Source organism: Myxococcus sp. MxC21-1 (assembly GCF_032612255.1).
GTDB lineage: Bacteria > Myxococcota > Myxococcia > Myxococcales > Myxococcaceae > Myxococcus > Myxococcus virescens.
Genome location: NZ_CP123278.1, coordinates 1576693 through 1601199 on the forward strand (window position 1 = coordinate 1576693; position 24507 = coordinate 1601199).

Here is a 24507-nt window from a genome sequence, read left to right on the forward strand (position 1 = left end):
GCTCCAGAGCAGGCGGGCTCAGCGGAACAGCGCACGGGCCACTTCATAGGTGCCCACGTGTGCATCAATCGTGGCGGACAGGGGTTTCGCGTAGCCGCCGCCCAGGGTGAGCACCGCGGGGATGCCTCGCTGGCGTGCCGCCTCCAGCACCAGCCTGTCGCGCGCTCTCAATCCGGCGTGCGTGAGGGACAGCCGTCCCAGCGCGTCTTCCGTGAGCGGGTCCACGCCCGCCTGGAAGAAGAGGATGCAGGCGCCCGCGCTGTCGAGCACCTCGGGAAGGTGCAGGGCGAGCGCGTCCAGATAGGCCGCGTCTCCCGTTCCGTCCGGCAGGCCCACGTCGAGGTGGGAGGGCTGCTTGCGGAAGGGGAAGTTGTTCTCTCCGTGCATGGAGAAGGTGAAGACGGAGTCGTCGCCGGTGAAGACGGCGGCGGTGCCGTTGCCCTGGTGGACGTCCAGGTCCACCACCACGGCCCGGCGGATGTCGCGCGAGGCCTGGAGCGCGCGGATGGCCACCGCGATGTCATTGAAGACGCAGAAGCCCTCGCCGTGGTCCGGAAAGCCGTGATGCGTCCCGCCGGAGAGGTTGCCGCCGATGCCGTCCTGGAGCGCCGCGCGGGCGGCGTCGAGGGTGCCCGCCACCGCGGCGGAGAAGCGCCGCACCAGCTCGGGGGACCAGGGGAAGCCGAGGCGCCGTTGCTCGGCGTCGGTGAGGGTGCCCTGGGACAGCGCGTCGAGGTAGCGGGGCGTGTGGACGCGCGCGAGGTCCTGGCGTGGGCAGGGCGTGGATTCGGTGAGGGATTCCGGGGAGAGCACGCCCCGCTCCAGGAGCACCTCGCGCAGCAGTCGGTACTTCTCCATGGGGAAGCGGTGGCCGGGAGGCAACGGGACTTCGTAGCTGTCCGAATGGAAGACGCGCACGCGGAGGGAGCCCTAACGCCAGGGCCGGGCGGGTGCAACCGGCGGCGCGCGTGAGAAATCGACCGGAGGCGTAGACCCGGGGGCGGAGTCATTCGTTTCGAACCTCGCCGTCGTCCTTCCCCTTGGAGAACGCCATGGACCGCAAGTCCCTGTCGCGCGCCGCGCTGTCGGCCGCGCTCGTCACCGCTCTGTCCGCTGCCCTGTCCCTGGCCGAAGAGAGCCCGATTTTCAAGCCCGTGGAGAAGCCCGCGCCCGCCAAGACGACGACGCCGGCCGCTCAGGCGAAGCCCGCTCCGAACCAGAAGCCCGCGCAGCCGGCGCCGTCCCAGCAGCAGGTCCCCGCCGCCGCCCGGCCGGAGATTGAAGTGGTGTTCGTGCTGGATACGACGGGCTCGATGAGCGGGCTGCTGGAGGGGGCGAAGCGGAAAATCTACTCCATCGCCTCGCGCATCGCGCAGGGCCGTCCGACGCCGCACCTGAAGGTGGGGCTGGTGGCCTACCGCGACGTGGGCGACGACTACGTCACGAAGCGCTTCGACCTGAGCGACGACCTGGACACGGTGTTCGCCAACCTGCGCAAGTTCGAGGCGGGGGGCGGCGGGGATACGCCCGAGCACGTGGGGCGCGGGCTGGGCGAGGCCGTGTCCAAGCTGTCCTGGAGCAAGAACCGCGAGGTGATGAAGGCCATCTTCCTGGTGGGGGACGCGCCCCCGGCGCAGCGCAACGACGACTGGGACTTCAAGCACTGGGCGAAGAAGGCCCGGGAGAAGCACATCGTCGTGAACACCGTGCGGTGCGGCGGGGATGCCGAGACGGAGGCGTCGTGGCGGTTCGTGGCGAAGCTGACGGACGGCACCTTCGACTCCATTGACCAGGGCGGTGGCATGGTCGCCGTCGCCACGCCGTATGACGCAGAGCTGGCGAAGGTGAACGCGGAGCTGGCCACCAAGACGCTCTACACGGGTCGCAGGGAGGTCCAGGCGGAGAACATGGCGCGCGCCGCTTCCATGGGGGCGCTGGCGCCGGAGGCTGCGGCCGAGCGCATCAGCTACATGAAGAAGACGCGCGGAGGTGGGGCCGCGGGCGCCCCCGCGAGCAGCGCGCCCAAGGCGGTGGGCGGCGCGGTGGACCTGGTGGAGGCGCCGTCCGCGCTGGATGGCGTGAAAGCGGACGAGCTCCTCCGAACTCAAGGGCATGTCCAAGGAGGCGCAGGTCGCGAAGGTGAAGGCGCTCTCCGAGGAGAAGAAGGCGCTGGAGAAGAAGGCGGAGACGCTGGCCGCGGAGCGCGAGGCGTGGCTGACGAAGAACGCCCCCGAGAAGGAGGACGCCTTCGACGCCAACGTGATGAAGGGCGTGAAGGCGCAGGCCGCCCGCTACAACATCGCCTACTGAGCGTCAGCGAAGCGGGGGACAGGAAGCCGCGGGCGCGCTTGGAGGCGTCCGCGGCTTTCGCGTGTCAGGCGTGGGCGCGCAGGAACTCCAGCAGCGCTGGATTGACGGCTTCCGGGTGCGTCATGTTCGCCGCGTGCGCGGCGCCGGGAACCGGGATGAAGCGCACGCTGCCGGGCAGCGTCTGGTGCAGGTGCTCGCCGTGGACCGGGGGCATGCCGTGGTCCTCCAGTCCGTGGAAGACGATGGCGGGGCAGCGAATCTCCGTCAGCCGCCCGGAGATGTCGTCCCGGTCGATGAGCGAGCGGATGGCGTTGGCGAAGTGTCCGCCGGGGATTTGCCGCCAGCGTGGCAGCCAGGTGTCGAAGTAGCGCGTGTCCCCGATGATGGCCTGCGCCAGCCCCTGCACCAGCGGGTCGATGGGGCCCTGCGTCTCCCAGATGTCGGCGGACTGCTGGTAGGCGGCGCGGGTGGGCGCGTCGTCGTTGGTGCCCCGGGTGCTCATCAGCACCAGCGCCCGGACGCGCTCGGGGTGCTTCAGCGCCACGCGCAGCGCGCTGTAGCCTCCTGGGACATGCCGCCCACGACGGCCCGCTCGATGCCCAGGTGGTCCAGCAGCGCCACGCAGTCCGCGGCCGAGTCCCACGGCGTGAAGGGCTTGCCGTCCCAGCGTGTCTGCCCGAAGCCGCGGGCATCCCAGCGGATGACGCGGAACTCGGGAGCGAGCGCCGCCACCTGCGCGTCGAACATCCGGTGGTCCATGAGGAAACCATGGCCCAGGATGATGGGCCGGCCGTTTCCACCGGAGTCCTCGAAGTAGATTCCCTGTCCGTTCAGCTCGGCGATGGGCATGGCCCCTCCGTCTATCACCCCCGGGAAGGCCGCGCGCGCTACTCCCGCGTCACCGCCTGGAGCACCACTTCACGCCGCCGCTCCAGCAGCCGCAGCGCCAGGGGGAGCACCCCGCGATACAGCGCCACGTTCAACGCGGCGGCCAGGAGAATCATCGCCGCCGTGTGCCACGTGGGCCCTTCCTTGCCCGCCAGCTTGAGCGCCCAGCCGAAGGGCATGCAGCCCGCGCTGGCCGCGAGGATGCCCAGCATGGAGGCCGTCAGCGGAACCTTGTCCCGCCGCTTGAGGCTCGCGTGGAACTTCACCGGGAAGTACAGCGACAGGAAGTTGCCCGCGGCCAGCAGCATGGGCACCACGGCTCCCACGGCCGCCATGGCGCACAGCATGTCCAGCCCGGTGCCGAAGCCGAAGTACACCCGGTAGAAGAGCGCCACCATCGCCGCCATCCCGAGCGCCGCCGCGCCCTGCACTTGATTCTTCGCGCGCAGCACGTCCGCCAGGTCCAGGGGCGCCGCCAGGAAGGCCGCGAAGCCCTGTCCGTCGTACGCGAAGGTGTTCTGGGAGAACGTGGACGCAATCACCACCGCGCCGTAGATGCACAGGCCCCCCATCAGCCACGCATCCGCCGAGCCGCCCAGGAGGAACACGAACAAGTCCCTTCCGGACAGCAGCTTCAGCAGGATGGCCAGGATGAAGGGCACCGACGCCAGCAGCCGCGCGCGCGGGTTGCGCCACAGGTCCAGGGCCTCGCGCGTCACCAGCGTGGTGTAGCGCGTCCGCGTGGTGGCGAACGGGTTGCTGTCCCCCGAGTCCTTGCGCGAGCCCCCGCGCGGCCCGCCTGCCGGTGGAAGCGCATCAGCAGCGCGTAGGCCACCGCCATGCCCACGCCCGCGAAGAAGAGCAGCGCCGCCGCCTCGAGCATGGCCACCCGGGGCCGGTGCCAGGCGAGCTGCGCCAGCGCGTCTCCGAAGAGACCCGGGGGCACGCGGCCCAGCGCCACCGCCGCGTTGATGATGAGGGACATGTCCAGCGCGTCCACGCCCGCCTCGCCCACTGCCGTCAGCCACGAGGTGTCGATGGGCGGAATGAACGACGCGCCCAGGAGGAAGAGCGCCAGTCCTCCGCCCATGATTTCCGCGCTGTGCTTCTCCCTCAGCACGTTGATGACGGCGTACAGCGCCACCCGGCTCCAGGCCGCGCACAGGAGCGCGAAGAGGACGTAGAGGACCACCGCCAGCCACGGCATGTACAGCACGTAGACGGACGCGAAGCCCAGCGCGGCCCCGGTGAGTGGTGCGTAGAAGACGAGCGCGCGCGGCTCGAAGAGGCTGGCCACCGTCGACGCGATGAGCAGCCGGAAGGGGGAGATGGGGAAGGCGGCGTAGCGGCTCAGCTCGGAGTGGTCATCCACACCCGCGGACAACAGTGGCCACGTCACCCACACCGAGAAGGTGACGAAGCACAGCAGGTTGAGGATGAAGTAGGGCCATACGTCGCTCTCCGCGATGGGCCGCAGCCGCATCAGCGCGAAGAACGTCAGGCCCAGGAAGAGGCCCGGCGCGCTCGACGCGGCGAAGGCGGCCACCGCGAGCAGCCGGCTGCGTCCGGGGCCCTGATTCAACCCGATGTCGAAGCGCAGCCCCCACAGCAGCCACAGGTGCCGGAAGAAGCCGGGCACGGCGGGGCGGCTCATGCGGTCTCCTGGCGCAGCGGCGTCACGGACGCGGGCGCCTCACCGTAGAAGGACAGGCGCGCGTTGCGCGAGGCCGGCACGGAGATGAGCTTCTCGAACACCGCCTCCAGCGACGGGCACTCGTAACGCGACAGCAGCGAGCCCACCGGCCCCTGGTCCAGCATCCGGCCGCCGCGGATGATGCCCGCGTGCGTGGCCAGCCGCTCGGCGATTTCCAGCACGTGCGTGGTGAGCAGCAGCGTCACCCCTCGGCGGCTCAGCTCGCGCAGGAGCTCGCGGATGACGCCGGCGGCCAGCACGTCGATGCCCTCGAAGGGCTCATCCAGCAGCACCAGCTCCGGCGCGTGGATCAGCGCCGCGGCGATGGCGAGCCTCCGGCGCATGCCCTTGGAGTACTCTGCCACCAGCGCGCCCGCTTTGTAGGTGAGCTCCGTCAGCTCCAGCAGCTCGGTGGCGCGCGCGGCGGCCTCGTCGCCGTCCAGCCCGTACATGCGCGCGCAGAAGGTGAGGTACTGCCGGCCGGTGAGCCGCTCGAAGAGGCTCAGCTCCTCCGGCACCACGCCGACGCGGCGCTTCACTTCCATGGGCCTGGCCACCGCGTCCACCCCGAGCATGCGGATGGAGCCCGCGTCGGGACCGTACACCCCGGTCAGCAAGGCGATGCTGGTGGACTTCCCGGCCCCGTTGGGGCCCAGGTACGCGTAGAAGGCGCCGCGGGGAATCTGCAGGTCCAGGCCGTTGAGCGCGCTGAAGCCGCCAAAGCGCTTCTGCAGTCCGCGGGCGTCGACCGCCAGGTCATCAGTGGGAGAGGGCATCATGGAATGTCCTCCATCTCACCCGAGCCCGGCACCGGGGGACAATCCCCACCCGTCAACAGGGGGATGCCCGCTGGCCCTACGGTGCCGTCTCAGTGGACGAGCGACATCTCAGGCGGACCGGCAATCTGCTGAACCGTCATCCGCACCTTGTCCAGGTCCACGGGCTTGGAGATGTAGCCCGCGGCGCCCACGAGCTCGGCCTCCCATTCGAAGCCGTAGCCGGAGATGATGATGATGGGCAGCCCCCGCGCACGGGGCATCTTCTTGAGTGCGTCGAGCAATCCCCAGCCGCTCATGACTGGCATCCGCAAGTCGAGCAGCACGGCGGAGGGCATGTCTCCCTCCAGCAGGTCCAGCGCCTCACGACCGTTGGCCGCTTGAACCGTGGGATAGCCCATTTCCTCGAGTGCATCGCAGATGAGCGTGCGGTGGCTCGCGTCGTCATCGACGACCAGGATGTGGGACATGGCAGGGCCTCGGAAGCTGCGGCTGGGTGTGGCGCCGCGAAATTCTATGGGCAGGATGATGGGAACTCCTCTTCCATTCCGGAAGGGGCCCCGATGCTTTTCAACAGCGAACGGCCCGTGAGGACGAGGCTTGCATCCGGGGCCGGGGGGCCACGGGGCTCACGCTCCGTACAGCTGGAGTGCATTCTGCCCCAGGATGCCCGCGAGTACCGCGTCATCCAATTTCATCCCGAGCATCGTCCGCAGCTCACGGTCCCATGCGTAGGGGATGTTGGGAAAGTCCGTGCCGTAGAGGATGCGCTCGGGCCGGACCTCCAGCGCGCGGCGGGGGATGGGGACGGGGAAGTACCCGGCCAGGGCCATGGTGGTGTCCAGCCAGAGGTTGTCGTACCGCTCGAGCAGCCGCGCGTAGGCGTCGAACTCGTCCGCGCCCAGGTGGGGCACGCACAGCTTCAGCGTGGGATGGTCCTTCAGCACGCGCTCCACCCGCTCCGCGGCGCAGAGCGCGTAGGTGTCGCAAGGGTAGTGGGGACTGGAGGGCTCCCGCCCCGCGTGCATGACGAGCGGGCGGCCCGCCTTCGCGCACGCGGCATACACCTCGTGAAGGTGCGGCGCGTCAGGTGAGAAGCATTGAACGTGGCAGTGAATCTTCACCCCACACAGGCCCGCGTCGAACGCCTCTTCCAACACGGCCGTGGCATCGGGTTCGCCCGGGAGCACGGTGGCGAGCCCCAGCACACGCGGCTCTTCCCGGGCCACCTCCGCCACGTAGGCGTTGAGCGCGCGGGCCATGCCTGGCCGGTGGGCGTAATGCAGCGCCACCACCCGGTGGACACCTCGCGACAGGAGGAAGGACACGACCTGCCGCGTGTGCAGCTTGTAGCGGATGGGCCAGCCGTACTGGTCGAACCAGCGCCACACCGCGTCGAACACCCGGTCCGGGAAGAGGTGGACGTGCGCGTCCACCACGGGAGGCAGCCCTTCGGGCAGGCGGGGGCCCTCCGTGTCCTGGAGGGCGGGCATGGGCATGCGGATGCCAGCGTCCCGCCACGTGGGCGCGGAGGCCAGGCAGGGGACGGGTACGTCAGCGTCGGAGTCGGTGGCCATGGCGAGCCACCCGTCTACGCCTTCTTGACGGTGTCGTCCTCGTCGCCGTCGGTCCGTCGCAGGTAGGTGTTGTGCGTGTACCCCTGGCGGGACAGCCGCTGCGCCTCGATGGCGTCCGCGACCTTGGCGCAGACCTGGCCCAGCATGCGCAGCGACTCGGCGAGGAGCCGCTCGGCGTGGTCCTGCGCGTCGGCAGCCTGGATGGTGGTGCGCTCTTTGCGGAACAGTCCGGGCAGCTTCATCTCCCCCAAAGCATAGGTGACGCACTGCTCCCGTGCCACCGCCCCGCGAGGCCGGCCTTAACCACGTTGACGGCCCGCTCAATTTACATTTTTGAGCAGTTGCCCTGGCTGCTCGCCTGGATGCCCGCCAATTGTGCTTATAACCCCTTGGAGTTTCAGGCTTTTGACGAATTTTCAAGTGGGGGGATGACACGGAGTTAATCCGGCCCTACATTGCTTTCCGTTGGATTTACGGCAGAGGAGCTGCGCATGGCTTACGACGGCGAGCTGGTGAAGATGGAGAACGGTCGCTGGGCGCGGTTCCAGCGGTGCCAGGTGTACCGCCCGGGCGTCGAGGACGCGGGCGAGACGATGCTGCTGATCGCCGTGGAGCTCGAGGAGCGCTATCAGCGCCAGCTCGACGAGGCGGCTGACTCCCTGGCGCAGTACCGCTATCAGGGCGTCCCCGTGCAGGTCCGTTTCGATTCGGGCTCCCAGGGCATCACCCTGCAGCCCGAGCAGACGGTGTCCGCACCCGCGGTGCACTGAGCGCTGACGCCGCGTGAGCGGAGTGTCAACGGGTTGACGGATTCACAACCCAAGGGGCCTCGCGATTCACATCGTGGGGCCCTTGGTTTTTACAGGCCCTGACGAGCAGCGTCAGGCGTCGTCCAGCCAACGGGTGTACGCCTCGAAGCCGTAGTCCCTGCCCAGGAATGACCGGACCAGGTCCGCCGCGTCACGGGAGCCGCCCGGACCCAGCACGGTGTCCCGGTAGCGCTGGGCGGTGGAGCTGTCCATCAGCCCGTGCTCCAGGAACGGCGTGAGCAGGTCCCGGGCGATGACGAGCGACCAGAGGTAGGCGTAGTACGCGGAGGAGTAGTAGCCGTCGAGCTGGACGAAGGAGAGATGGGCATAGGTGTCGTCCACTGCGGGGAAGGGCATGTAGCGCTCCTGGAGCGCGTTCACCCGCGCGGTGGTGTCCACGCCGGCGGGGTCGCTCGCGTGGAGCTGGAGGCTGACGGCCGCGTAGAAGAGCTGTTGGCGCAGCCACAGTCCCTTGCCGAAGGCGTCCGCGCGCCGCATCCGGAGGATGGTCTCCGTGGGCAGCGGCTCGTCGGTGACGACGTGCCGGGCGAACGTCTGGAGTGACTCCGGGCGCCGGCCCACTCCTCCAGCACCTGGGCGGGCGCCTCCACGAAGTCGCGCTCCGTGCGCGAGCCGGACAGGCCGGCCCAGCGCGCCCGGCCGCCGAGGACGTGGTGCAGCAGGTGACCGAACTCGTGGAAGAACGTCTGCACCTGGGAGTGCTGGAGCAGCGCGGGGTGGGCGCCGGGACGCGGGAAGTTGCCCGTCAGCACGCCCTCGGGAAGCGTCCTCCCCGCGCGGCCGGTGGCCAGGTCCCACTGCGCCGGATGGGCGTACTTGTTCGGGCGCGGGTGCATGTCCAGGTAGAAGCGCCCCAGGCGCGTGGGGCCCTCGTAGATGTCCCAGGCCTCGATGTCTGGGTGCCACACCTGTGCATCCCGGACGCGGCGGTAGGTGAGCCCGAAGAGCCGCGAGGTGATGTCCAGCACGCCCTGCTTCACCCGCGTGTATTCGAAGTAGGGCCGCAGCTCGCGCGAGTCGAAGTGGTAGCGCTCCGCGCGCACCTGTTCCTTGAGGTAGGTCTGCTCCCACGGCTCCACGCGGGACGCACCGGGCACGTCGCGCCGCTTGCGCTCCAGCAGCGCGGTGTAATCGTCCTGCACGCGCGTGGTGGTGGCGGTGGCGAGCTGTTCGATGAAGTCCTCGGCCACGTGCTGGTGCCGGACCATCTTGTCCTCGGACGCGTAGGCGGCCCAGCTCGGATAGCCCAGGAGCGTTGCCAGGTCGTGACGCGTCTGGAGCAGGCGTGTCAGCGTCTCCAGGTTGCGGGGATGGCCGCGCTGCTGGCCCGCGCGCCAGAGCGCCTCGCGTGCGCTGCTGTCGCGCGCGTACGTCAGGACGGGCAGGGCGTCGGAGGCGTCGGTGGTGACGCGCACCCGGCCGTCGGGCCCGGGCGGATGGTCCCGGATGTAATCGTCGGGCAGGCCCTCCAGCGCTTCGGGGGCCACGTCCACGTGCCGGACGTCCTCGCGGATGTGCTGGCTGAACGCCTGTCCCAGTTGGGTGAGGGCGTCGTTCAGCTCGCGCAGCCGCGCGCGGGTGGCCTCGTCCCGGTTCACCCCCGCGCGCCGGAAGTTTCGCAGCACCAGGTCCACCCAGCGCTGGGTGGCGGTGTCCTGCCCGCTCAGGTCCAGCGCGGCCAGGGCCGCGTAGACGTGGGGGTTGAGCGACACGTCCGTGCGCATGCCATCCGCGGCCTGGGCGCAGCGCGCCGCCGCCGCGCGGAACGCGGCGTCCGGGTGGGTGTTGGCGCCGATGCCCGCGCGGCCGTTGGCGTCATCCAGCAGTGCGATGGCGTCGTCGTAGGCGGTGAGGGCCGCCTCCACGTTCCGGGGCTCGGGCAGTGACAGCAAGGCGTTGATGCGCGCCGAGGCCCGTTGCACATCGCACAGGCAGGCCGCCAGGAAGCGCCCGGGGGGCGGTCAGTTGGCGTCCTGCGTCAGGCTCCAGGGGCTCGGCGCGGAAGGCACCGGAGGTTCGGTGGATGACGCAGGGCGCTGGGCGGAGGACGAGCCAGCGCAGCCTGCGAGCGCGAGGCTGACGACGAAGACGACCAAGCGGTGCAAATGCCACTCCCAGCGCGGGTGAGGGGGCAACGTGCGGGGGACCGGCCTATTTCCGCTGCGTGCTCCTGATGGGAATGACGAAGAGCGCGCCGTTTCATCGCAAGATTCCGCCCCGGAGGATGGCAGACCCGGGGCAACGGGCGCCGGCCACGGTGGCGGTACGGCGCCGCGCGAGCGTCAGCCGCTCACCTGGAAGAAGCGAGCGGCGTTCTCGTGGGTGATGCGGCGGACGATGCGCGCGGACAGGTTGGCCTTGGTCAGCAGGTTGGCGGCGCGCGCCAGGCCGAGGATGTCCCCGGCGCCGTCGCCCGCGTCGGAGTTGAGCATCAGCCGCTCACTGCCCAGCCGCCGCACCAGCACCACCGCGCGCTCGGCCTTGAGCGCCTCGGGGTGCAGCGTCAGCCCGGCCCAGTGGCCTACCTCCAGGATGGTGCGCACCGTCCGGGCGTTGGCGTGGTCCACCAGTGCGCGCGAGGGCAGCAGGCCCGACTGCCGCAGGAGCGTGAGGATGCGCCGCGTGTGGCGCTCCTTGTCCGTGGTGGGGGTGTGCACCACCACGCGCAGCTTGAGGCTGCGGGCCAGCGCGAGCTGCTCCAGGAAGGCTTCTTCTTCCTCCTCGCCGCCTGTGTGCAGGCCCGTCTCGCCCAGGGCCACCACGCGCCCGCCCTGGAAGTAGTCAGGCAGCGCGGACAACACCTCGCTCAAGCCGCGCCGGGGGATGCAGCGTGGGTGGACACCCAGGGCCGCGTAGGCGCGGATGCCCAGACGCTCCAACCGGGGGAGCTGGCGTTCCACCAGGTCGTCGAAGTGCCGCAGCAGCGCCTTGGACGTGGGCTCCGGGAAGTGGTGCGCCACCACCAGCGCCCGCTCCACGCCGAAGAAGCGCATGGACTCCAAATCCTGGTCGCTCAGGCTCTCCGGGTGGAGGTGGGCGTCGAAGATGGGCGGTGGGGTGGGCACTGCTCAATCCTGCCCCAGGGCGGCGCCCTCGTTGCGCGGGTCGCTCGCGGAGAAGCGCAGCCCCGTCTTCGGGTCGCTGTAGACGGCCTCCGCGTCGCCCCACTGTTCGACGCGGCGCACCTTGTGGCCCTTGGCCTCCAGCACGGACAGCGTCGCCGGCTCCAGGCCCCATTTGTCCACCCACAGCTCGTCGGGCAGGTACTGGTGATGCACGCGGCCTTCATTCACCGCGCGCGCCACGTCCATGCCGTGGTCCACCACGTTGCTGATGACCTGGATGACGGTGGTGGGGATGGTGGAGCCGCCAGGGCTGCCCACCGCGAGCATGACGCGCCGGGGGTCTTCCTTGGCGAACACCAGCGTGGGGGCCATGGAGGACAGCGGCACCTTGCCCGGTGCGATGGCGTTGGGCTCGCCCGTCACCAGGCCGTATGCGTTGGGCACGCCCGGCTGCGCGGCGAAGTCATCCATCTCATCGTTGAGCAGCACGCCGGTGCCCTTGGCCACCACGCACGCGCCGAAGCCGTAGTTCACCGTGGTCGTCATCGCCACCGCGTTGCCGTCCTTGTCGATGACGGAGATGTGCGTGGTGTTCTTCTTCTCCGGTTCGGGCGTCAGGATGGTGGGCTCGTCCGTCAGCGTGGAGCCCCGCACGCCTTCCTTCGGCGCCAGCAGCGACGCGCTGGGCGTGGCCTTCTTCGGGTCGATGGAGCCCGCCAGGTCCGCGACGTGGCCGGGCGACACCAGCCGCGCCAGGGGCACGTCCACGAAGGCCGGGTCCCCCAGGTACTTCGCGCGGTCCACGTAGGCCCGCCGCACGGCTTCCGCGTAGAGGTGCAGCGCCTCCGCGTCGCGGAACGTCACGCCCTGGGGACGCAGTTGCTCCATCGCGGTCAGCACCTGGATGACGGCCACGCCCCCGCGCTCGGCGGCGGCATGGTGAGGATGCGGTGGCCGCGGTACGTGCCCTCCAGGGGCGTGGCGCTCCGCGTCTTGTAGGCCGCGAGGTCCTCCTGGGTGAGGATGCCGCCGCCCGCCTGGACCGACGTGGCGATGGCCTTCGCCACCGGCCCCGCATAGAAGGCCTTGGCGCCCCCTTCGCGATGGAGGACAGCGTACGCGCCAGGTCGGGCTGGCGGATGACGTGCCCCACGGGCGGGGCTTCCCACTGCCCCTGGGCGTTCTTCACCAGGAACACGCGTGAGGCCTCCGCGTCCCGGCTCAGGCAGGCCAGCCGGCCCTCCGCCATGGTGCGGTAGCGCGGCGTCACCCACATGCCCTTGCGCGCCGCCGCGATGGCCGGCGCCAGCACCACCGCCGGCTTCAGCGTCCCGTGCGCCTTGAGCAGCTCCAGGTAGCCCGCGACGGCGCCCGGCACCGCCACGCTCAGCGCGCCGTCCGTGGACAGGCCCGGCACCACCTTGCCGTCCTTCACGTACATGTCACGCGTGGCCGCCTTGGGGGCCACCTCGCGGAAATCCAACACCTTCGTGTCGCCGCTCCTGGCGTCGTGCACCAGCGCGAAGCCGCCGCCGCCAACGCCGGAGTGGTAGGGACCCACCACCGCCGCCACGAAGGCCGCCGCCACCGCCGCGTCCGTGGCGTTGCCGCCCTTCTCCAGCATCTCCAACGCCGCCGCGCTCGCCTGCGGGTAGGCCGTGGCCACCGCGCCGCCCCGGTAGGGCCGCGCCGCCTGCGCCACACACGCCACCATCATCACCGCGGCCAGCAGCCCTCGCTTCAGCACCGCACCGCGGAAGCTCGTGTCCTTCACGGGTTCAGCCCTCCTCGCGCTGTCTGAACAGTCCATCGCTGGCTTTCGTCCTGGGTGATGTGTTACCCGGGCGACAAAAGCCTACCCTCCAGTCCGGCGACGCCAGGGGACCAGACGGACTACATGTGTCCCGGTATGCACGAACCGTATGGTCAGGACCAGGATTTCAGCCTGACAACATTTTTCCTCTTGGATTGTTCTCCGGCGGCGTGCATCCTGGTCCCATCATGAATCGCGTCCGGGGGAGCGTATGAGCACGCAAGCCATACCCGAGAAAAAGGCCCTACCTGGCGCCGCGCCCACCGCGGCCGAGGTGACGGTCTTCTTGAAGCCCAGCTTCGGCATCACGATTCAGCGCAACACCCTGTGCGTCTCGGTCAGTGCGAAGGCACGGCCGGTGGACACCGTCACGCCTTCTGATCCACGCGCGGTTGACGACTCGATTGGCTGTCCCTAATTCTCCGCCGCATGAGCGTTCTGGCGGCGGTGGTGCTGTGCGCGGGCAAGGGCACGCGGATGAAGTCGGAGAAGGCGAAGGTCCTTCACCCCATCCTCGGTCGGCCCCTTTGCGCGTATCCCCTCAAGCGGGCCCTTGAACTGGGCGCCACGTCGGTGGTCCCCGTGGTGGGCCACCAGGCGGAAGCGGTGGAGAAGGCCGTCCGAGGCCTCTTCCCGGATGCCCCCCTGCACTTCGCGCTCCAGCGCGAGCAACGCGGAACGGCGGACGCGGTGCGCTCCGCGGAGGAGGCCCTGAAGGGGTACTCCGGACGGGTCCTCATCCTTTACGGCGATGTGCCGTTGCTGCGCCGCGAGACGCTGGAGGCGCTGCTGGCCGCCCATGACCAGGCGGGCGGAAAGCTGGCCATGGTGACCACCACCCTGGAGGACCCCACGGGCTACGGCCGGGTCATCCGCGACGGTGGCAAGGTGACGCGCATCGTGGAGCACAAGGACTGCACCCCGGAGCAGCGCGCGGTGCGCGAGTGCAACGCCGGCATCTACTCCGTGGACGCGGACTTCCTCTGGAAGGCGCTGGCGGAAATCAAGCCGCAGAACGCCCAGGGCGAGTACTACCTCACCGACCTGGTGGAGATGGCCGCGAAGCGGGGCCCGGTGGGCTCGGTGGAGGCGGACGCCACGGAGACGGCCGGCGTGAATGACCGGGTGGAGCTGGCCGCCCGCGCGCGCGTGCTGCAACAGCGCATCAACGAGGCGCACATGCGCGCCGGCGTCTCGCTACAGGACCCCGCCACCGCCTACATCGAGGAAGGCGTCACCGTGGGGCCCGACACCGAAATCGGTCCCTCCGTCACGCTGGCCGCCGGCACCGTGGTGGGCAAGGGTTGCACCATTGGCCAGGGCAGCGTGCTGCACGCCTCCACCGTGGCGGACGGCACCCTCATCAAGCCCTACTCCGTGCTGGAAGAGGCCCGGGTGGGGGAGCGCAACGTCATTGGCCCCTTCTCGCGGCTGCGCCCCGGGACGGAGCTGGCCGAGGACGTGCATCTGGGCAACTTCGTGGAGACGAAGAAGGCCCGCATCGGAAAAGGTTCGAAGGCCAACCATCTCACGTACCTGGGGGACGCTGTCATTGGTTCCGGGTGCAACGTGGGGGCGGGCACCATCACCTGTAACTATGACGGGGTGAACAAGCACCTGACTGAGCTGGGGGATGGTGTGTTCATCGGCTCCGACACCCAGCTCGTCGCGCCCGTGAAGGTCGGCGACGGCTCGTATGTCGGCGCGGGCACCACGGTGACGAAAAATGTGCCTCCAGGGAGCCTCGCTGTGTCCCGGACGCCACAGGTGACCAAGGAAGGTTGGGTGGCCACCAAGAAGGCGCGGCAGGCGAAGGCGCGGGCGGGGTAGTCGGCGCGGCTCTTGCTTGGGTACCAGGCAGAACGCTGCCCGGCAGGGATGTAGGGGAATCCCGCGGATTGCTCCGGCGGGCGTGGGCGTGAGAGAGAGGTGCAACTATGTGCGGGATTGTTGGATACGTCGGTGACAAGGAATCAGCCCCCATCCTGGTGTCGGGCCTGAAGCGGCTCGAATACCGTGGCTATGACTCGGCGGGCGTTGCGGTGCTGAATCAGCGCAAGCTCAACGTCGTGCGGGCCACGGGCAAGCTCCGCAACCTGGAGAACCGGGTGGTGGCGGACCAGCCACCAGGCAACATCGGCATCGGGCACACCCGTTGGGCGACCCACGGGCGTCCCTCCGACGAGAACGCGCACCCGCACACGTACAAGGACGTGGCGGTGGTGCACAACGGCATCATCGAGAACCACCTGTCGCTCAAGGAGCAGCTGCGCTCGCGTGGGCACGTCTTCTCCTCGGAGACGGACTCGGAGGTGTTCGCGCACCTCATCTCCGAAGAGCTGGAGCGCGGCCTGGAGCTGCCGGACGCGGTGCGCGCGGCCATTGCCCAGGTGAAGGGCACCTACGCGCTGGCCGTGCTGACGGCCAGCGACCCCAGCCGCATCGTCTGCACCAAGGACGCCTCGCCCATGGTGCTGGGCCTGGGCCAGGGGCAGAACTTCCTGGCCAGCGACGTGCCGGCGCTGCTCGAGCACACGCGCGACTTCGTCTACATGGAAGAGGGTGACCTGGCCGTCATCACCGCGGCGGCCGTGGACATCTTCAACCGCCAGGGCCAGAAGGTGAACCGGCCCACCCGCCGCATCGACTGGACGCCGATGATGGCGGAGAAGGGCGGCCACAAGCACTTCATGCACAAGGAAATCTGGGAGCAGCCCCGCGCCGTCGCGGACACGCTGCGCGGCCGGATGCTCCTGTCGGAAGGCGACGTCCACTTCGAGGGCTGGAACCTGTCGGCGGAGAAGGTCCGCTCGCTGACCAAGGTCACCATCCTCGCGTGCGGCACGTCGTGGCACTCCGGTGTCGCGGGCAAGCACATGATTGAGTCGCTGGCGCGCCTGCCGGTCGAGGTGGAGCTGGCGAGCGAGTTCCGCTACCGCGACCCCATCGTCGACGGCACGCACCTGGCCATCGCCATCAGCCAGTCGGGCGAGACGGCGGACACGCTGGCGGCCTTCAAGGAGGCCAAGGCCCGCGGCGCCACGGCCATGGCCATCTGCAACGTCATTGGCAGCGCGATGACGCGCGAGGCCGACTTCTCCGTGCTCACCAACGCGGGCCCGGAGATTGGCGTGGCGTCCACCAAGGCGTTCACCACGCAGCTGGTGGCCTTGTACCTGCTGGCCGTCAAGCTGGGCCGCATGCGTGGCACCCTGTCCGTGCCGGCGGCGCAGGAGCACCTGACACAGCTGACGAAGGTGCCGAAGATGATTGAGGACGTCCTCAAGTGCGAGCCGGCCGTGACGCGCGTGTCGCGCGAGTACATGAACGCGCAGGACTTCCTCTTCCTCGGCCGCGGCCCCATGCACCCGGTGGCGCTGGAGGGCGCGCTCAAGCTGAAGGAAATCTCGTACATCCACGCGGAGGGCTACGCGGGCGGTGAGATGAAGCACGGCCCCATCGCGCTCATCGACGAGAAGATGCCGGTGGTGGTCATCGCGCCGAAGCAGCCGCACGTCGCGTACGAGAAAATCATCGGCAACATCGAGGAGGTCCGCGCGCGCGGTGGCAAGGTGATTGCCATCATCGACGAGGACGACGAGCACGTGGCCACGCTGGCCGACCAGGTCATCCGGATTCCGGCGGCCTGCGCGCTGCTGGCGCCGGTGGTGGCCACCATCCCCCTGCAGCTGCTCGCCTACCACGTGGCGGACCTGCGCGGGAACGACGTGGACCAGCCGCGCAACCTGGCCAAGAGCGTGACGGTGGAGTAGCCGCCGCGCGTCTTCGACCTGAAGCGCCAGAAGCCCGGGCTCCCGCGAAGGGGGCTCGGGCTTCGTCGTTTCCGCGTGAGGGAGCGGCACCTGGCGAAGGCCGCGCTCCCGGGCGCGCATGTCGGACAAGGCCTCGTTCAACGCCTGCTCCGGCTCGCCCGTTGTCCGGTGAAAGTTGCGGGGGCACGTCGCTTTGAACCGCTCCGGGGGCCGCGGCTACAGTTTCCTCCGTGTCCGACGCGCCTCGCATACATCCGCTCACGCAGCGGTCCATGGAGGACGAGGACGAGGCGCCACTGGGGGAGGTCGCGCCGTGGGAGGCGCCGCCCGAGCCCGCGCCGCTGGACGCCACGCCGGTTCCTCTGCTCCGGGGGACGCCCACGCCGCCGTTGGACATCCCCTGCCGGTGCTGGTGTTGACCGAGCAGGCCCGGCGGGTGCCGGAGGCGGAGCGTCCCCTGGTGGCGGCGCGGCTGAACCTCCAGCTGTCCCGGATGGCCAGGACGGGCGGAGACCGGCTGGTGGCGGACACCTTCCTGCGGCTGTTGGAGAGCGGGCGGCTCACCGGACTGGTGGATGCGAAGGGACGCACCTGCCGCGCGGCCGCGGTGGAGGCCCTGCTGTCCCTGGGCTTCCCCTACGCCCTGGAAGTCCAGCCCGAGGACCTGGCGCACCTGCGCGCCAACACCCTGCAGCGGAAGACGCACCGCCTGAAGCCAGGTGCGTGCATGGCGGTGTTGGTGGGAGGCATCGGGGCGCAAGTCGTCCATGAAGCGCTGTTCCGCCAAGGGGACGCCAGCCTGCTCACCTCCCAGGTGGGGCTGTCCCTGCTGGCGATGGCCGCCTTGTGGCTTGCTCCGCCCCGGACGCCCGTGTACCGCGTGGGGTTGCTGATGCTGACCCTGGTGTCCCTGGCCGGGGCGGTGTCTACGGTCCTGGGCGTGGCCGACATGGGGCTGTGGGTGGGATTGGCGGGGCTGGTGGCCGCCTTCCTGGCTGCCCTCCGCGAGGGCTGACCGGCAGGATGCAGCACGGATGTCAGAGGGGTGGACTAGGGTCTACCCATCGCGTACTAAAAGCGCGTTCAGGTGAGCCGGGGTGGCTCGCCAATACAAGGAGCTACGAGCAATGGCCGTGAATCAGGAGAAGGAAAAGGCGATCGAACTGGCGATGTCCGCGGTGGAGCGCCAGTTCGGCAAGGGGTCCATCATGCGGCTCGGCAACGACGAGCCGCTGATGCGAGACGTTCAGGCCATCCCGACGGGCTCCATCTCGCTGGACATCGCCCTGGGCGTGGGTGGCGTGCCCAAGGGCCGCATCATCGAAATCTTCGGGCCGGAGTCGTCCGGTAAGACGACGCTGTGTCTCCACATCGTCGCCGAAGCGCAGAAGCGCGGCGGCATCTGCGGCTACGTGGACGCGGAGCACGCGCTGGACGTGGGCTACGCGCGCAAGCTGGGCGTGCGCACCGATGACCTGCTGCTGAGCCAGCCGGACACCGGTGAGCAGGCGCTGGAAATCGCGGAGATGCTGGTGCGCTCGGGCGCCATCGACGTGCTGGTGGTGGACTCGGTGGCCGCGCTCGTGCCGAAGGCGGAGCTCGAGGGTGAGATGGGCGACGCGCACATGGGTGTGCAGGCCCGCCTCATGAGCCAGGCGCTCCGCAAGCTGACGGGCACCATCTCCAAGAGCCAGACGTGCGTCATCTTCATCAACCAGATTCGCATGAAGATTGGCGTGATGTTCGGCAACCCGGAGACGACGACGGGCGGTAACGCGCTGAAGTTCTACGCGTCGCAGCGCCTGGACATCCGCCGCATCGGCGCCATCAAGAATGGCGACAACGTGGTGGGCAGCCGCACCCGCGTGAAGGTGGTGAAGAACAAGGTCGCGCCGCCGTTCAAGGAAGTCGAGTTCGACATCATGTACGGCACGGGCATCTCCCGTGAGGGCGACCTCATCGACCTCGCCTCCAACGAGAACATCGTGGAGAAGAGCGGCAGCTGGTTCTCCTTCAACGGTGAGCGCATCGGACAGGGCCGGGAGAACGTGAAGGACTACCTGCGCGAGCACCCGGAGATTGCCAAGGACATCGAAGGCCGCGTGCTGGAGAAGTACGGCATCGGCAAGTCGGGTGCGCCCGTAGCCGCGGCGCCGGACGAGTCCGCGCCGGCCGAAGGTGGCAGCGAGAAGCGCGGCCGCGTGAAGGCCGTGAAGTAGTCCCGTCTCCGGGGCGTTTTCCCCGGATGGTGGCGATTCGCCATGAAAGTCAAAGGGCCGTCCGCCGCGAGGTGGGCGGCCCTTTTGCTTGGTGTCCGGCGTCCTTCGCGTGGGTTCGCACCGGGCGTGGGTGACACGATGCGTTGTCGTTTCATTCCGTGGGGATGTTTCCTGCTGAGTGGAAGAGCGCTCTAGACTCGCGGCCCTGTCTCCTAACCCGCGCAACCCGGAGTCCCGCCTTGTTCGATCGATTCAAACGCCGCAGTTTCCTCCAGGCCGTCGTCGCCGTTGCCGCGACCACTGCGTTCGGATGTTCCGACGACGAGACGTCGTCGGATGCTGGCGAGAAGTACTTCCCGCAGTCCGTGTGCTCGGGTGACCCGCGTCCGGACAGCGTGGTGTTGTGGGTGCGGGCGGTGGACCCGGACAACGCGGGGGCGAACACGCAGGTGCGGCTGGAGGTATCCACCAGCGAGTCGTTCAGCAGCGTGGTGCTGGACCAGCAGTTCACCGCGCTGGCGCAGTTCGACCATGCGTTGAAGGTGAAGGTCACCAACCTGTCGGCGCGCACGACGTACTACTACCGCTTCACCATCGAAGCGAACGGTCAGAAGTACTCCACGGTGACGGGCCGCACCCGCACCGCGCCGGCCGCGGGCGACGACGTGCCGGTGAAGTTCGTCTTCGCCAGCTGCCAGGACTACATCGGCCGTTACTACAACGCGTGGCAGCACCTGCTGCAGCTCAACGAGGACCTCGACTTCGTCGTGTTCCTGGGCGACTACGTCTACGAGACGACGGGCGACGCGTCGTTCCAGTCCGTGGACGGGCGCGGCATCGTCTTCAGCGAGCCGGAGAAGGCGCTCCGCCAGGGCACGGGCCTGACGGCGTTCTACGCGGCCAACTCGCTGTCCAACTACCGCGACCTCTACAAGACCCTGCGCAGGGACAAGGTCATCCAGCAGGTGCACGAGCGCTACCCGTTCATCATCACGTGGGATGACCACGAGTTCTCCGACGACTGCTGGGGCGACGTCGCCACGTACACGGACGAGCGCACCAACGAGAAGCAGACCGAGCGCCGCCGCAACGCGGAGCAGGCCTTCTTCGAGTACATCCCCATGGACCACGGCGCGAGCAACGCGGGCGCCATCGACATCAACGCCGTGGTGGCCCAGCCGACGCGCATCTACCGCGACTTCGAGTTCGGCCGGAACCTGAAGCTGCTGGTGACGGACACGCGCTCGTACCGCCCGGACCACCTCATCCCCGAGGACGCGTACCCGGGCAAGGTAGCGGTGCCGGCCGAGCAGCTGGCCCTGGTGCTGTCGTCCCTGCCGGAGGCCACGCAGGCGCAGCTGCAGTCCGACATGTTCGCGTACGTGAACATCGACGCCGAGGAGCTGGCGCCCTACAAGCAGATCCTCACGGGCGTGTACGTGCAGCAGGCCGTCGCCGCCGGGCTCACGCCGGGAGAGGCGTCCGAGAAGGCGGCCTCCTGGGTCTCCGGTGGGTTGGCGCTGCTCTATGTCAACCAGGTGCTCAACGCCGTCAACCAGGCGCGTGTGGCGGCGGGCGAGTCGGCCATTCCGCTCATCCCCGCGACGGGCGCGCCGCGCGGTCTGGCCTACGCGCACATGGGCAAGACGGGCCTCTTCGGCATCCAGGGCTCGCGCTACGTCGTGGTGAAGCCCATCTTCGACCTGTACGCGGCCATCAAGTACATGGGCTCCGCGGGAGCCTCGGAGGGCATCTTCGGCAACGAGCAGCAGGCGTGGCTCCAGGAGTCGGTGCAGGCGGACAACGCGTGGAAGATCATCGTCTCCTCGATTTCGCTCACCTCCATGGTGTTCAAGCTGAGCGACAAGGCGGACGTCCCGGACCCCACGCTGCGCCAGGACTTCTACTTCAACGTGGACCAGTGGGACGGCTTCCCCACGAAGAAGCAGGAGTTCTTGAAGTTCCTGCGCGACAGCCAGGTGAAGAACGCGCTGTTCATCTCCGGCGACATCCACGCGTCCTTCGCGTCCGTGGAGTCCGGCATCCCCGCGCTGACGACGCCGGGCATCTCCTCCGGCTCCATCAAGGAGCTGGCGGGTCTGGCCGTCATCGGCGCGGGCTTCTCCACCGGCAGCACGGTGTACCGGTACATCGTGACGGAGCTGGACAAGTCGCTGAAGGAGGCGCACCCCGGCATGGCGTTCGTGAACGGTGATGCCCACGGCTTCGTGGTGCTGGAGGTCGGCGGCACCGAGGCGAAGGCTGCCTTCCACCTCATCCCGAGCACGGAAATCACCAAGGACTACTCGCTGCGCCAGCCCTCCGAGCTGACGGCGAAGTTCACCCGCCGCGACTTCGTCATCAAGGACGGCACCATCACCTCCGCCTGAGGAGAGAAGGCCTCACCTGTTCGGTGAGGAGCGAGGGCCGCGCCGGGAGCCACGTGCTCCAGGCCGCGGCCCTCGGCCGTTTCAGGGTGGGACGCGCCCGGTGGAATGCCGGCAAGGTGCATGGCGCAGGCGGTTCCGGTCCTGGTTCGCGCGGACCTCCTTGATTGCTGCGCCGCGGCGTGGGGCGCGCTAGAAGCGAGGCATGTTGCCCGGTGCTCCCGTTTCCGATGTCCGACTCGTTCCCGCCCGGCCGGAGCACGTGGACTTCTGGCTGGCCATGCGGGCGGCCCCCGGCGCGCGGCGCTTCGTGGACACGGAGGACGACACGCGGGAGCTGCTCCTGCGGCGCATCCTGGAAGCGGGCGCGTTGGGTGAGCCCCGCGCGCGGAGCTTCCGGTGGTTCGTGGAGGCGGACGGGCAGCTCGTGGGGACGGTGTCCGCGCGGGATTTGTCGCGCGCGCATGGCCGCATCGAGCTGGGCTACATGATGGCGGACGCGCACCACGGCCGGGGCCTGGGCTCCCGCGCGGTGGGGTTGATGCTGGAGCAGTTGTTCACGCTGCCCTACCTCCAGCGGGTGTGGCTGACGACGCTGGCGGAGAACACGGGCTCTCAGGGCGTGGCGCGCAAGCTGGGCTTCACGATGGAAGGCACCCTGCGCGGGCACTGTCTGTTCCAGGGGCAACGCCGGGACCAGCAACTCTGGGGCCTGCTGCGCCCGGAGTGGGACGCCCGGCGCGCGGCGTTCGTCGCGGGCTGAGCGCTTCGGACGACCGGTCTCTGGGAGCAGTGTGGGGCCCGGGTTATAGAAGCGGCGTCATGCATCCCTACGCCGCTGAGCTTTCCCAGGAGCTGGGCCTCAGGCCCGAGCAGGTGGACCGGACCCTCGCGCTGCAAGAGGACGGAGCCACGGTCCCCTTCATCGCGCGCTACCGCAAGGAAGTCACGGGCGGCCTGGACGAGGTCCAGATTCAAACCCTCTTCGACCGGGCCACCGAGCGCGCCGAGCTGGACTCCCGGCGCGACACCATCCTCCGCTCCATCGAGGAGCAGGGGAAGTTGACGCCGGAGCTGGCGAAGGCGCTCAAGGCCGCCAGGACGCGCACGGAGCTGGAGGACCTCTACCTTCCTTACAAGCCCAAGCGCCGCACGCGCGCCGCCATTGCCCGGGAGCGCGGGCTGGAGCCGCTGGCGGACCTGGTGTGGAAGCAGGACGGCCGCCGCGGCGAGGACGTGGCCGCGCGCGTGCGCCCCTTCGTCAACCCGGAGAAGGACGTGCCGGACCAGGCCGCCGCGCTCGCGGGCGCGCGCGACATCTGCGCCGAGCGCGTGGCCGAGGACGCCGGCCTGCGCCGCGAGGCCCGCGAGGTGAGCGCGCGCCGGGGCACGCTGTGCTCGAACGTGGTGCCCGCGAAGAAGGGCGAGACGACCAAGTTCGAGAACTACTACGGCCACGAGGAGCCCCTGTCCCAGGCCCCCTCGCACCGCGTGCTGGCGCTGCTGCGCGGCGAGGAAGAGGGCGTGCTGAAGGTGAAGCTCTCCCTGCCCGACGACGAGGTGAAGGGCCTGCTGGCCGGGCGCGTGGTGACGAAGCCGCAGGCCCTCTTCTCACAGGAGCTGCGCGCCGCCGTGGAGGACAGCTGGGACCGGCTGATGGGCCCGTCGCTGGAGGCGGAGCTGCGCGCGGAGCTGAAGGAGCGCGCGGACCGGCAGGCCATTGGCGTCTTCGGGGAGAACCTGCGCCACCTGCTGCTCACGCCGCCCGCGGGCGCCCGCGCGGTGCTGGCCCTGGACCCGGGCCTGCGCACGGGCACCAAGCTGGCGATGGTGGACGTCACCGGCAAGGTGGTGGAGACGCTGACGCTCTATTCGGAGCGCGGCGCGGACGAGCGCGCCCGCGCGGCGAAGCTGCTGGCCGCGGTGGTGCAGAAGCACCAGCCGGAGCTCGTCGCCGTGGGCAACGGCACGGGCAGCCGCGAGGCGGAAGCCTTCGTGCGTGACACGCTGAAGGCGATGGGCTCGCAAACCCCCGTGGTGTCGGTGAGCGAGCAGGGCGCGTCCATCTACTCCGCCTCCGAGGTGGCCCGCGACGAGTTCCCGGACCTGGACGTCAGCCTGCGCGGCGCGGTGTCCATTGGCCGGCGCCTCCAGGACCCGCTGGCGGAGCTGGTGAAGATCGACCCCAAGAGCATCGGCGTGGGGCAGTACCAGCACGACGTGGACCAGGGGCTGCTCAAGAAGAAGCTGGGTGAGGTGGTGGACTCGTGTGTCAACGCGGTGGGCGTGGACGTCAACACCGCGTCTCCGCAGTTGTTGGAGCACGTGTCCGGCGTGGGGCCGTCCCTGGCGAAGAAGCTGGTGGCGCACCGCGCGTCGAAGGGGCGCTTCACCACGCGGCGCGAGCTGCTGAAGGTGAGCGGCCTGGGGCCCAAGACGTTCGAACAGGCGGCGGGCTTCCTGCGCGTGCGCGGGACGGAGCCGCTGGACGCCAGCGCCGTCCATCCGGAGCGCTACGGCGTCGTGGAGCGCATGGCCAAGGATTTGGGCGTGGCCGTGAGCGCGCTGGTGGGCAACGCCGAGCTGGTTCGCAAGATTGACCCGAAGCGCTACCTGGGCCCGGACCTGGGCGAGATGACGCTCAAGGACATCCTGGCGGAGCTGGAGAAGCCCAGCCGCGACCCGCGCGGCGACTTCACCGCGCCCCAGCACCGCGAGGACCTGCGCTCGCTGGAGGACGTGAAGGAGGGCATGGTGCTCCAGGGCGTGGTGACGAACGTCACCGCGTTCGGCGCCTTCGTGGACGTGGGCGTGCACCAGGACGGCCTCGTCCACGTGTCGCAAATCTCCACGCGCTTCGTGAAGGACCCCTCCGAAGTGGTGAAGGTGGGCGACCGGCTGACGGTGCGCGTGCTCACCGTGGACCTGGCGCGCAAGCGGCTGGCGCTCTCCGTGCGCGCGGTGCAGGAGGGTGGAGCGCCGCAGCCGTCGGGCCGCCCCCAGGTCGGCGGGGCCACGGGGCCGGGCCGCATGACGGAGCGCGGCGGCGGAAGCGGCGGGCCTCGTCAGGGCGCCCGGCCTGCCTCCGGCCCGGGGCCGAAGCCGGCTTCGGGGCCCGGTGAGAAGAAGGGCCCGGAGCCGTTCAACAACCCGTTCAGCAAGCTCAAGCGCTGACG

At 69.5% G+C, this 24507-nt stretch carries 18 protein-coding genes and 4 pseudogenes; 11 read left to right on the top strand and 11 right to left on the bottom strand.

Annotated features, from left to right (window positions below):
- Nucleotides 1-18 precede the first annotated feature (18 nt).
- Nucleotides 19-918 (bottom strand): histone deacetylase, encoded by a 900-nt coding sequence (locus QEG98_RS07465; RefSeq protein WP_316566224.1) that lies wholly within the window; start codon nucleotides 916-918, stop codon nucleotides 19-21.
- Between the two features lie 134 nt (nucleotides 919-1052).
- Between QEG98_RS07465 and QEG98_RS07470 the strand changes: the two are divergent.
- Nucleotides 1053-2310 (top strand): annotated as a pseudogene (locus tag QEG98_RS07470) (vWA domain-containing protein).
- Between the two features lie 64 nt (nucleotides 2311-2374).
- Here QEG98_RS07470 and QEG98_RS07475 read toward each other — a convergent pair.
- The 7 genes and pseudogenes from QEG98_RS07475 to QEG98_RS07505 all read right to left on the bottom strand — a co-directional run bounded on the left by QEG98_RS07475 (nucleotide 2375) and on the right by QEG98_RS07505 (nucleotide 7486).
- A complete protein-coding gene (locus tag QEG98_RS07475; protein WP_410477977.1) occupies nucleotides 2375-2854 on the bottom strand; it encodes an alpha/beta fold hydrolase in 480 nt (159 codons plus the stop codon).
- Nucleotides 2845-3159 carry an alpha/beta fold hydrolase gene (locus QEG98_RS07480; protein ID WP_316566225.1) on the bottom strand — a complete coding sequence of 105 codons (315 nt, stop codon included), beginning with the start codon at nucleotides 3157-3159 and terminating at the stop codon, nucleotides 2845-2847. The genes QEG98_RS07475 and QEG98_RS07480 overlap by 10 nt, the downstream gene beginning before the upstream one ends.
- A 38-nt stretch (nucleotides 3160-3197) precedes the next feature.
- Nucleotides 3198-4852: pseudogene (locus QEG98_RS07485) on the bottom strand (hypothetical protein).
- Entirely contained in the window at nucleotides 4849-5670 is an 822-nt protein-coding gene (locus QEG98_RS07490; RefSeq protein ID WP_020477755.1) for an ABC transporter ATP-binding protein, read from the bottom strand. Before QEG98_RS07490 ends, QEG98_RS07485 begins: the two are co-directional and overlap by 4 nt.
- A gap of 89 nt (nucleotides 5671-5759) precedes the next feature.
- Nucleotides 5760-6137 carry a response regulator gene (locus QEG98_RS07495; RefSeq protein ID WP_011551495.1) on the bottom strand — a complete coding sequence of 126 codons (378 nt, stop codon included), beginning with the start codon at nucleotides 6135-6137 and terminating at the stop codon, nucleotides 5760-5762.
- A 159-nt stretch (nucleotides 6138-6296) separates the two neighbouring features.
- Entirely contained in the window at nucleotides 6297-7244 is a 948-nt protein-coding gene (locus QEG98_RS07500; RefSeq protein WP_316566226.1) for an amidohydrolase family protein, read from the bottom strand.
- 14 nt (nucleotides 7245-7258) lie between these two features.
- Nucleotides 7259-7486, bottom strand: a complete 228-nt coding sequence (locus tag QEG98_RS07505; protein ID WP_090484587.1) for a hypothetical protein — start codon at nucleotides 7484-7486, stop codon at nucleotides 7259-7261.
- Between the two features lie 249 nt (nucleotides 7487-7735).
- On the opposite strand from QEG98_RS07505, the gene QEG98_RS07510 reads away from it, so the two are divergent.
- Nucleotides 7736-8014, top strand: coding sequence for a hypothetical protein (locus QEG98_RS07510; RefSeq protein WP_316566227.1), 279 nt, complete (start codon nucleotides 7736-7738; stop codon nucleotides 8012-8014).
- A gap of 111 nt (nucleotides 8015-8125) precedes the next feature.
- Here QEG98_RS07510 and QEG98_RS07520 read toward each other — a convergent pair.
- The 3 genes and pseudogenes from QEG98_RS07520 to ggt form a co-directional block, all read right to left on the bottom strand.
- Nucleotides 8126-9798: pseudogene (locus QEG98_RS07520) on the bottom strand (M3 family metallopeptidase).
- A gap of 558 nt (nucleotides 9799-10356) precedes the next feature.
- On the bottom strand, nucleotides 10357-11139 hold the full coding sequence (locus QEG98_RS07525; RefSeq protein WP_316566229.1) for a TatD family hydrolase: 783 nt from the start codon (nucleotides 11137-11139) through the stop codon (nucleotides 10357-10359).
- A 3-nt stretch (nucleotides 11140-11142) separates the two neighbouring features.
- Nucleotides 11143-12949 (bottom strand): annotated as a pseudogene (gene ggt / locus QEG98_RS07530) (gamma-glutamyltransferase).
- 214 nt (nucleotides 12950-13163) lie between these two features.
- On the opposite strand from ggt, the gene QEG98_RS07535 reads away from it, so the two are divergent.
- From QEG98_RS07535 to QEG98_RS07575, 9 genes are all read left to right on the top strand, one after another.
- A complete protein-coding gene (locus QEG98_RS07535; RefSeq protein WP_011551501.1) occupies nucleotides 13164-13370 on the top strand; it encodes a hypothetical protein in 207 nt (68 codons plus the stop codon).
- Nucleotides 13370-14782: a bifunctional UDP-N-acetylglucosamine diphosphorylase/glucosamine-1-phosphate N-acetyltransferase GlmU gene (gene glmU, locus QEG98_RS07540; protein ID WP_410478062.1), complete on the top strand. Its 1413-nt coding sequence runs from the start codon at nucleotides 13370-13372 to the stop codon at nucleotides 14780-14782. Before QEG98_RS07535 ends, glmU begins: the two co-directional genes overlap by 1 nt.
- Nucleotides 14783-14889: 107 nt before the next feature.
- Nucleotides 14890-16725, top strand: a complete 1836-nt coding sequence (gene glmS, locus QEG98_RS07545) for a glutamine--fructose-6-phosphate transaminase (isomerizing) (protein ID WP_090484575.1) — start codon at nucleotides 14890-14892, stop codon at nucleotides 16723-16725.
- A gap of 230 nt (nucleotides 16726-16955) precedes the next feature.
- Nucleotides 16956-17144, top strand: coding sequence for a hypothetical protein (locus QEG98_RS07550; RefSeq protein WP_316566231.1), 189 nt, complete (start codon nucleotides 16956-16958; stop codon nucleotides 17142-17144).
- Nucleotides 17132-17740: a hypothetical protein gene (locus tag QEG98_RS07555; protein ID WP_316566232.1), complete on the top strand. Its 609-nt coding sequence runs from the start codon at nucleotides 17132-17134 to the stop codon at nucleotides 17738-17740. The genes QEG98_RS07550 and QEG98_RS07555 overlap by 13 nt, the downstream gene beginning before the upstream one ends.
- 112 nt (nucleotides 17741-17852) lie before the next feature.
- Nucleotides 17853-18944, top strand: coding sequence for a recombinase RecA (gene recA / locus QEG98_RS07560; protein ID WP_090484573.1), 1092 nt, complete (start codon nucleotides 17853-17855; stop codon nucleotides 18942-18944).
- A 164-nt stretch (nucleotides 18945-19108) separates the two neighbouring features.
- A complete protein-coding gene (locus QEG98_RS07565; protein WP_316567846.1) occupies nucleotides 19109-21334 on the top strand; it encodes an alkaline phosphatase D family protein in 2226 nt (741 codons plus the stop codon).
- A gap of 202 nt (nucleotides 21335-21536) precedes the next feature.
- A complete protein-coding gene (locus tag QEG98_RS07570) occupies nucleotides 21537-22094 on the top strand; it encodes a GNAT family N-acetyltransferase (RefSeq protein ID WP_141253498.1) in 558 nt (185 codons plus the stop codon).
- Nucleotides 22095-22153: 59 nt separating this feature from the next.
- Nucleotides 22154-24505, top strand: coding sequence for a Tex family protein (locus tag QEG98_RS07575; protein ID WP_316566233.1), 2352 nt, complete (start codon nucleotides 22154-22156; stop codon nucleotides 24503-24505).
- Nucleotides 24506-24507: the final 2 nt, after the last annotated feature.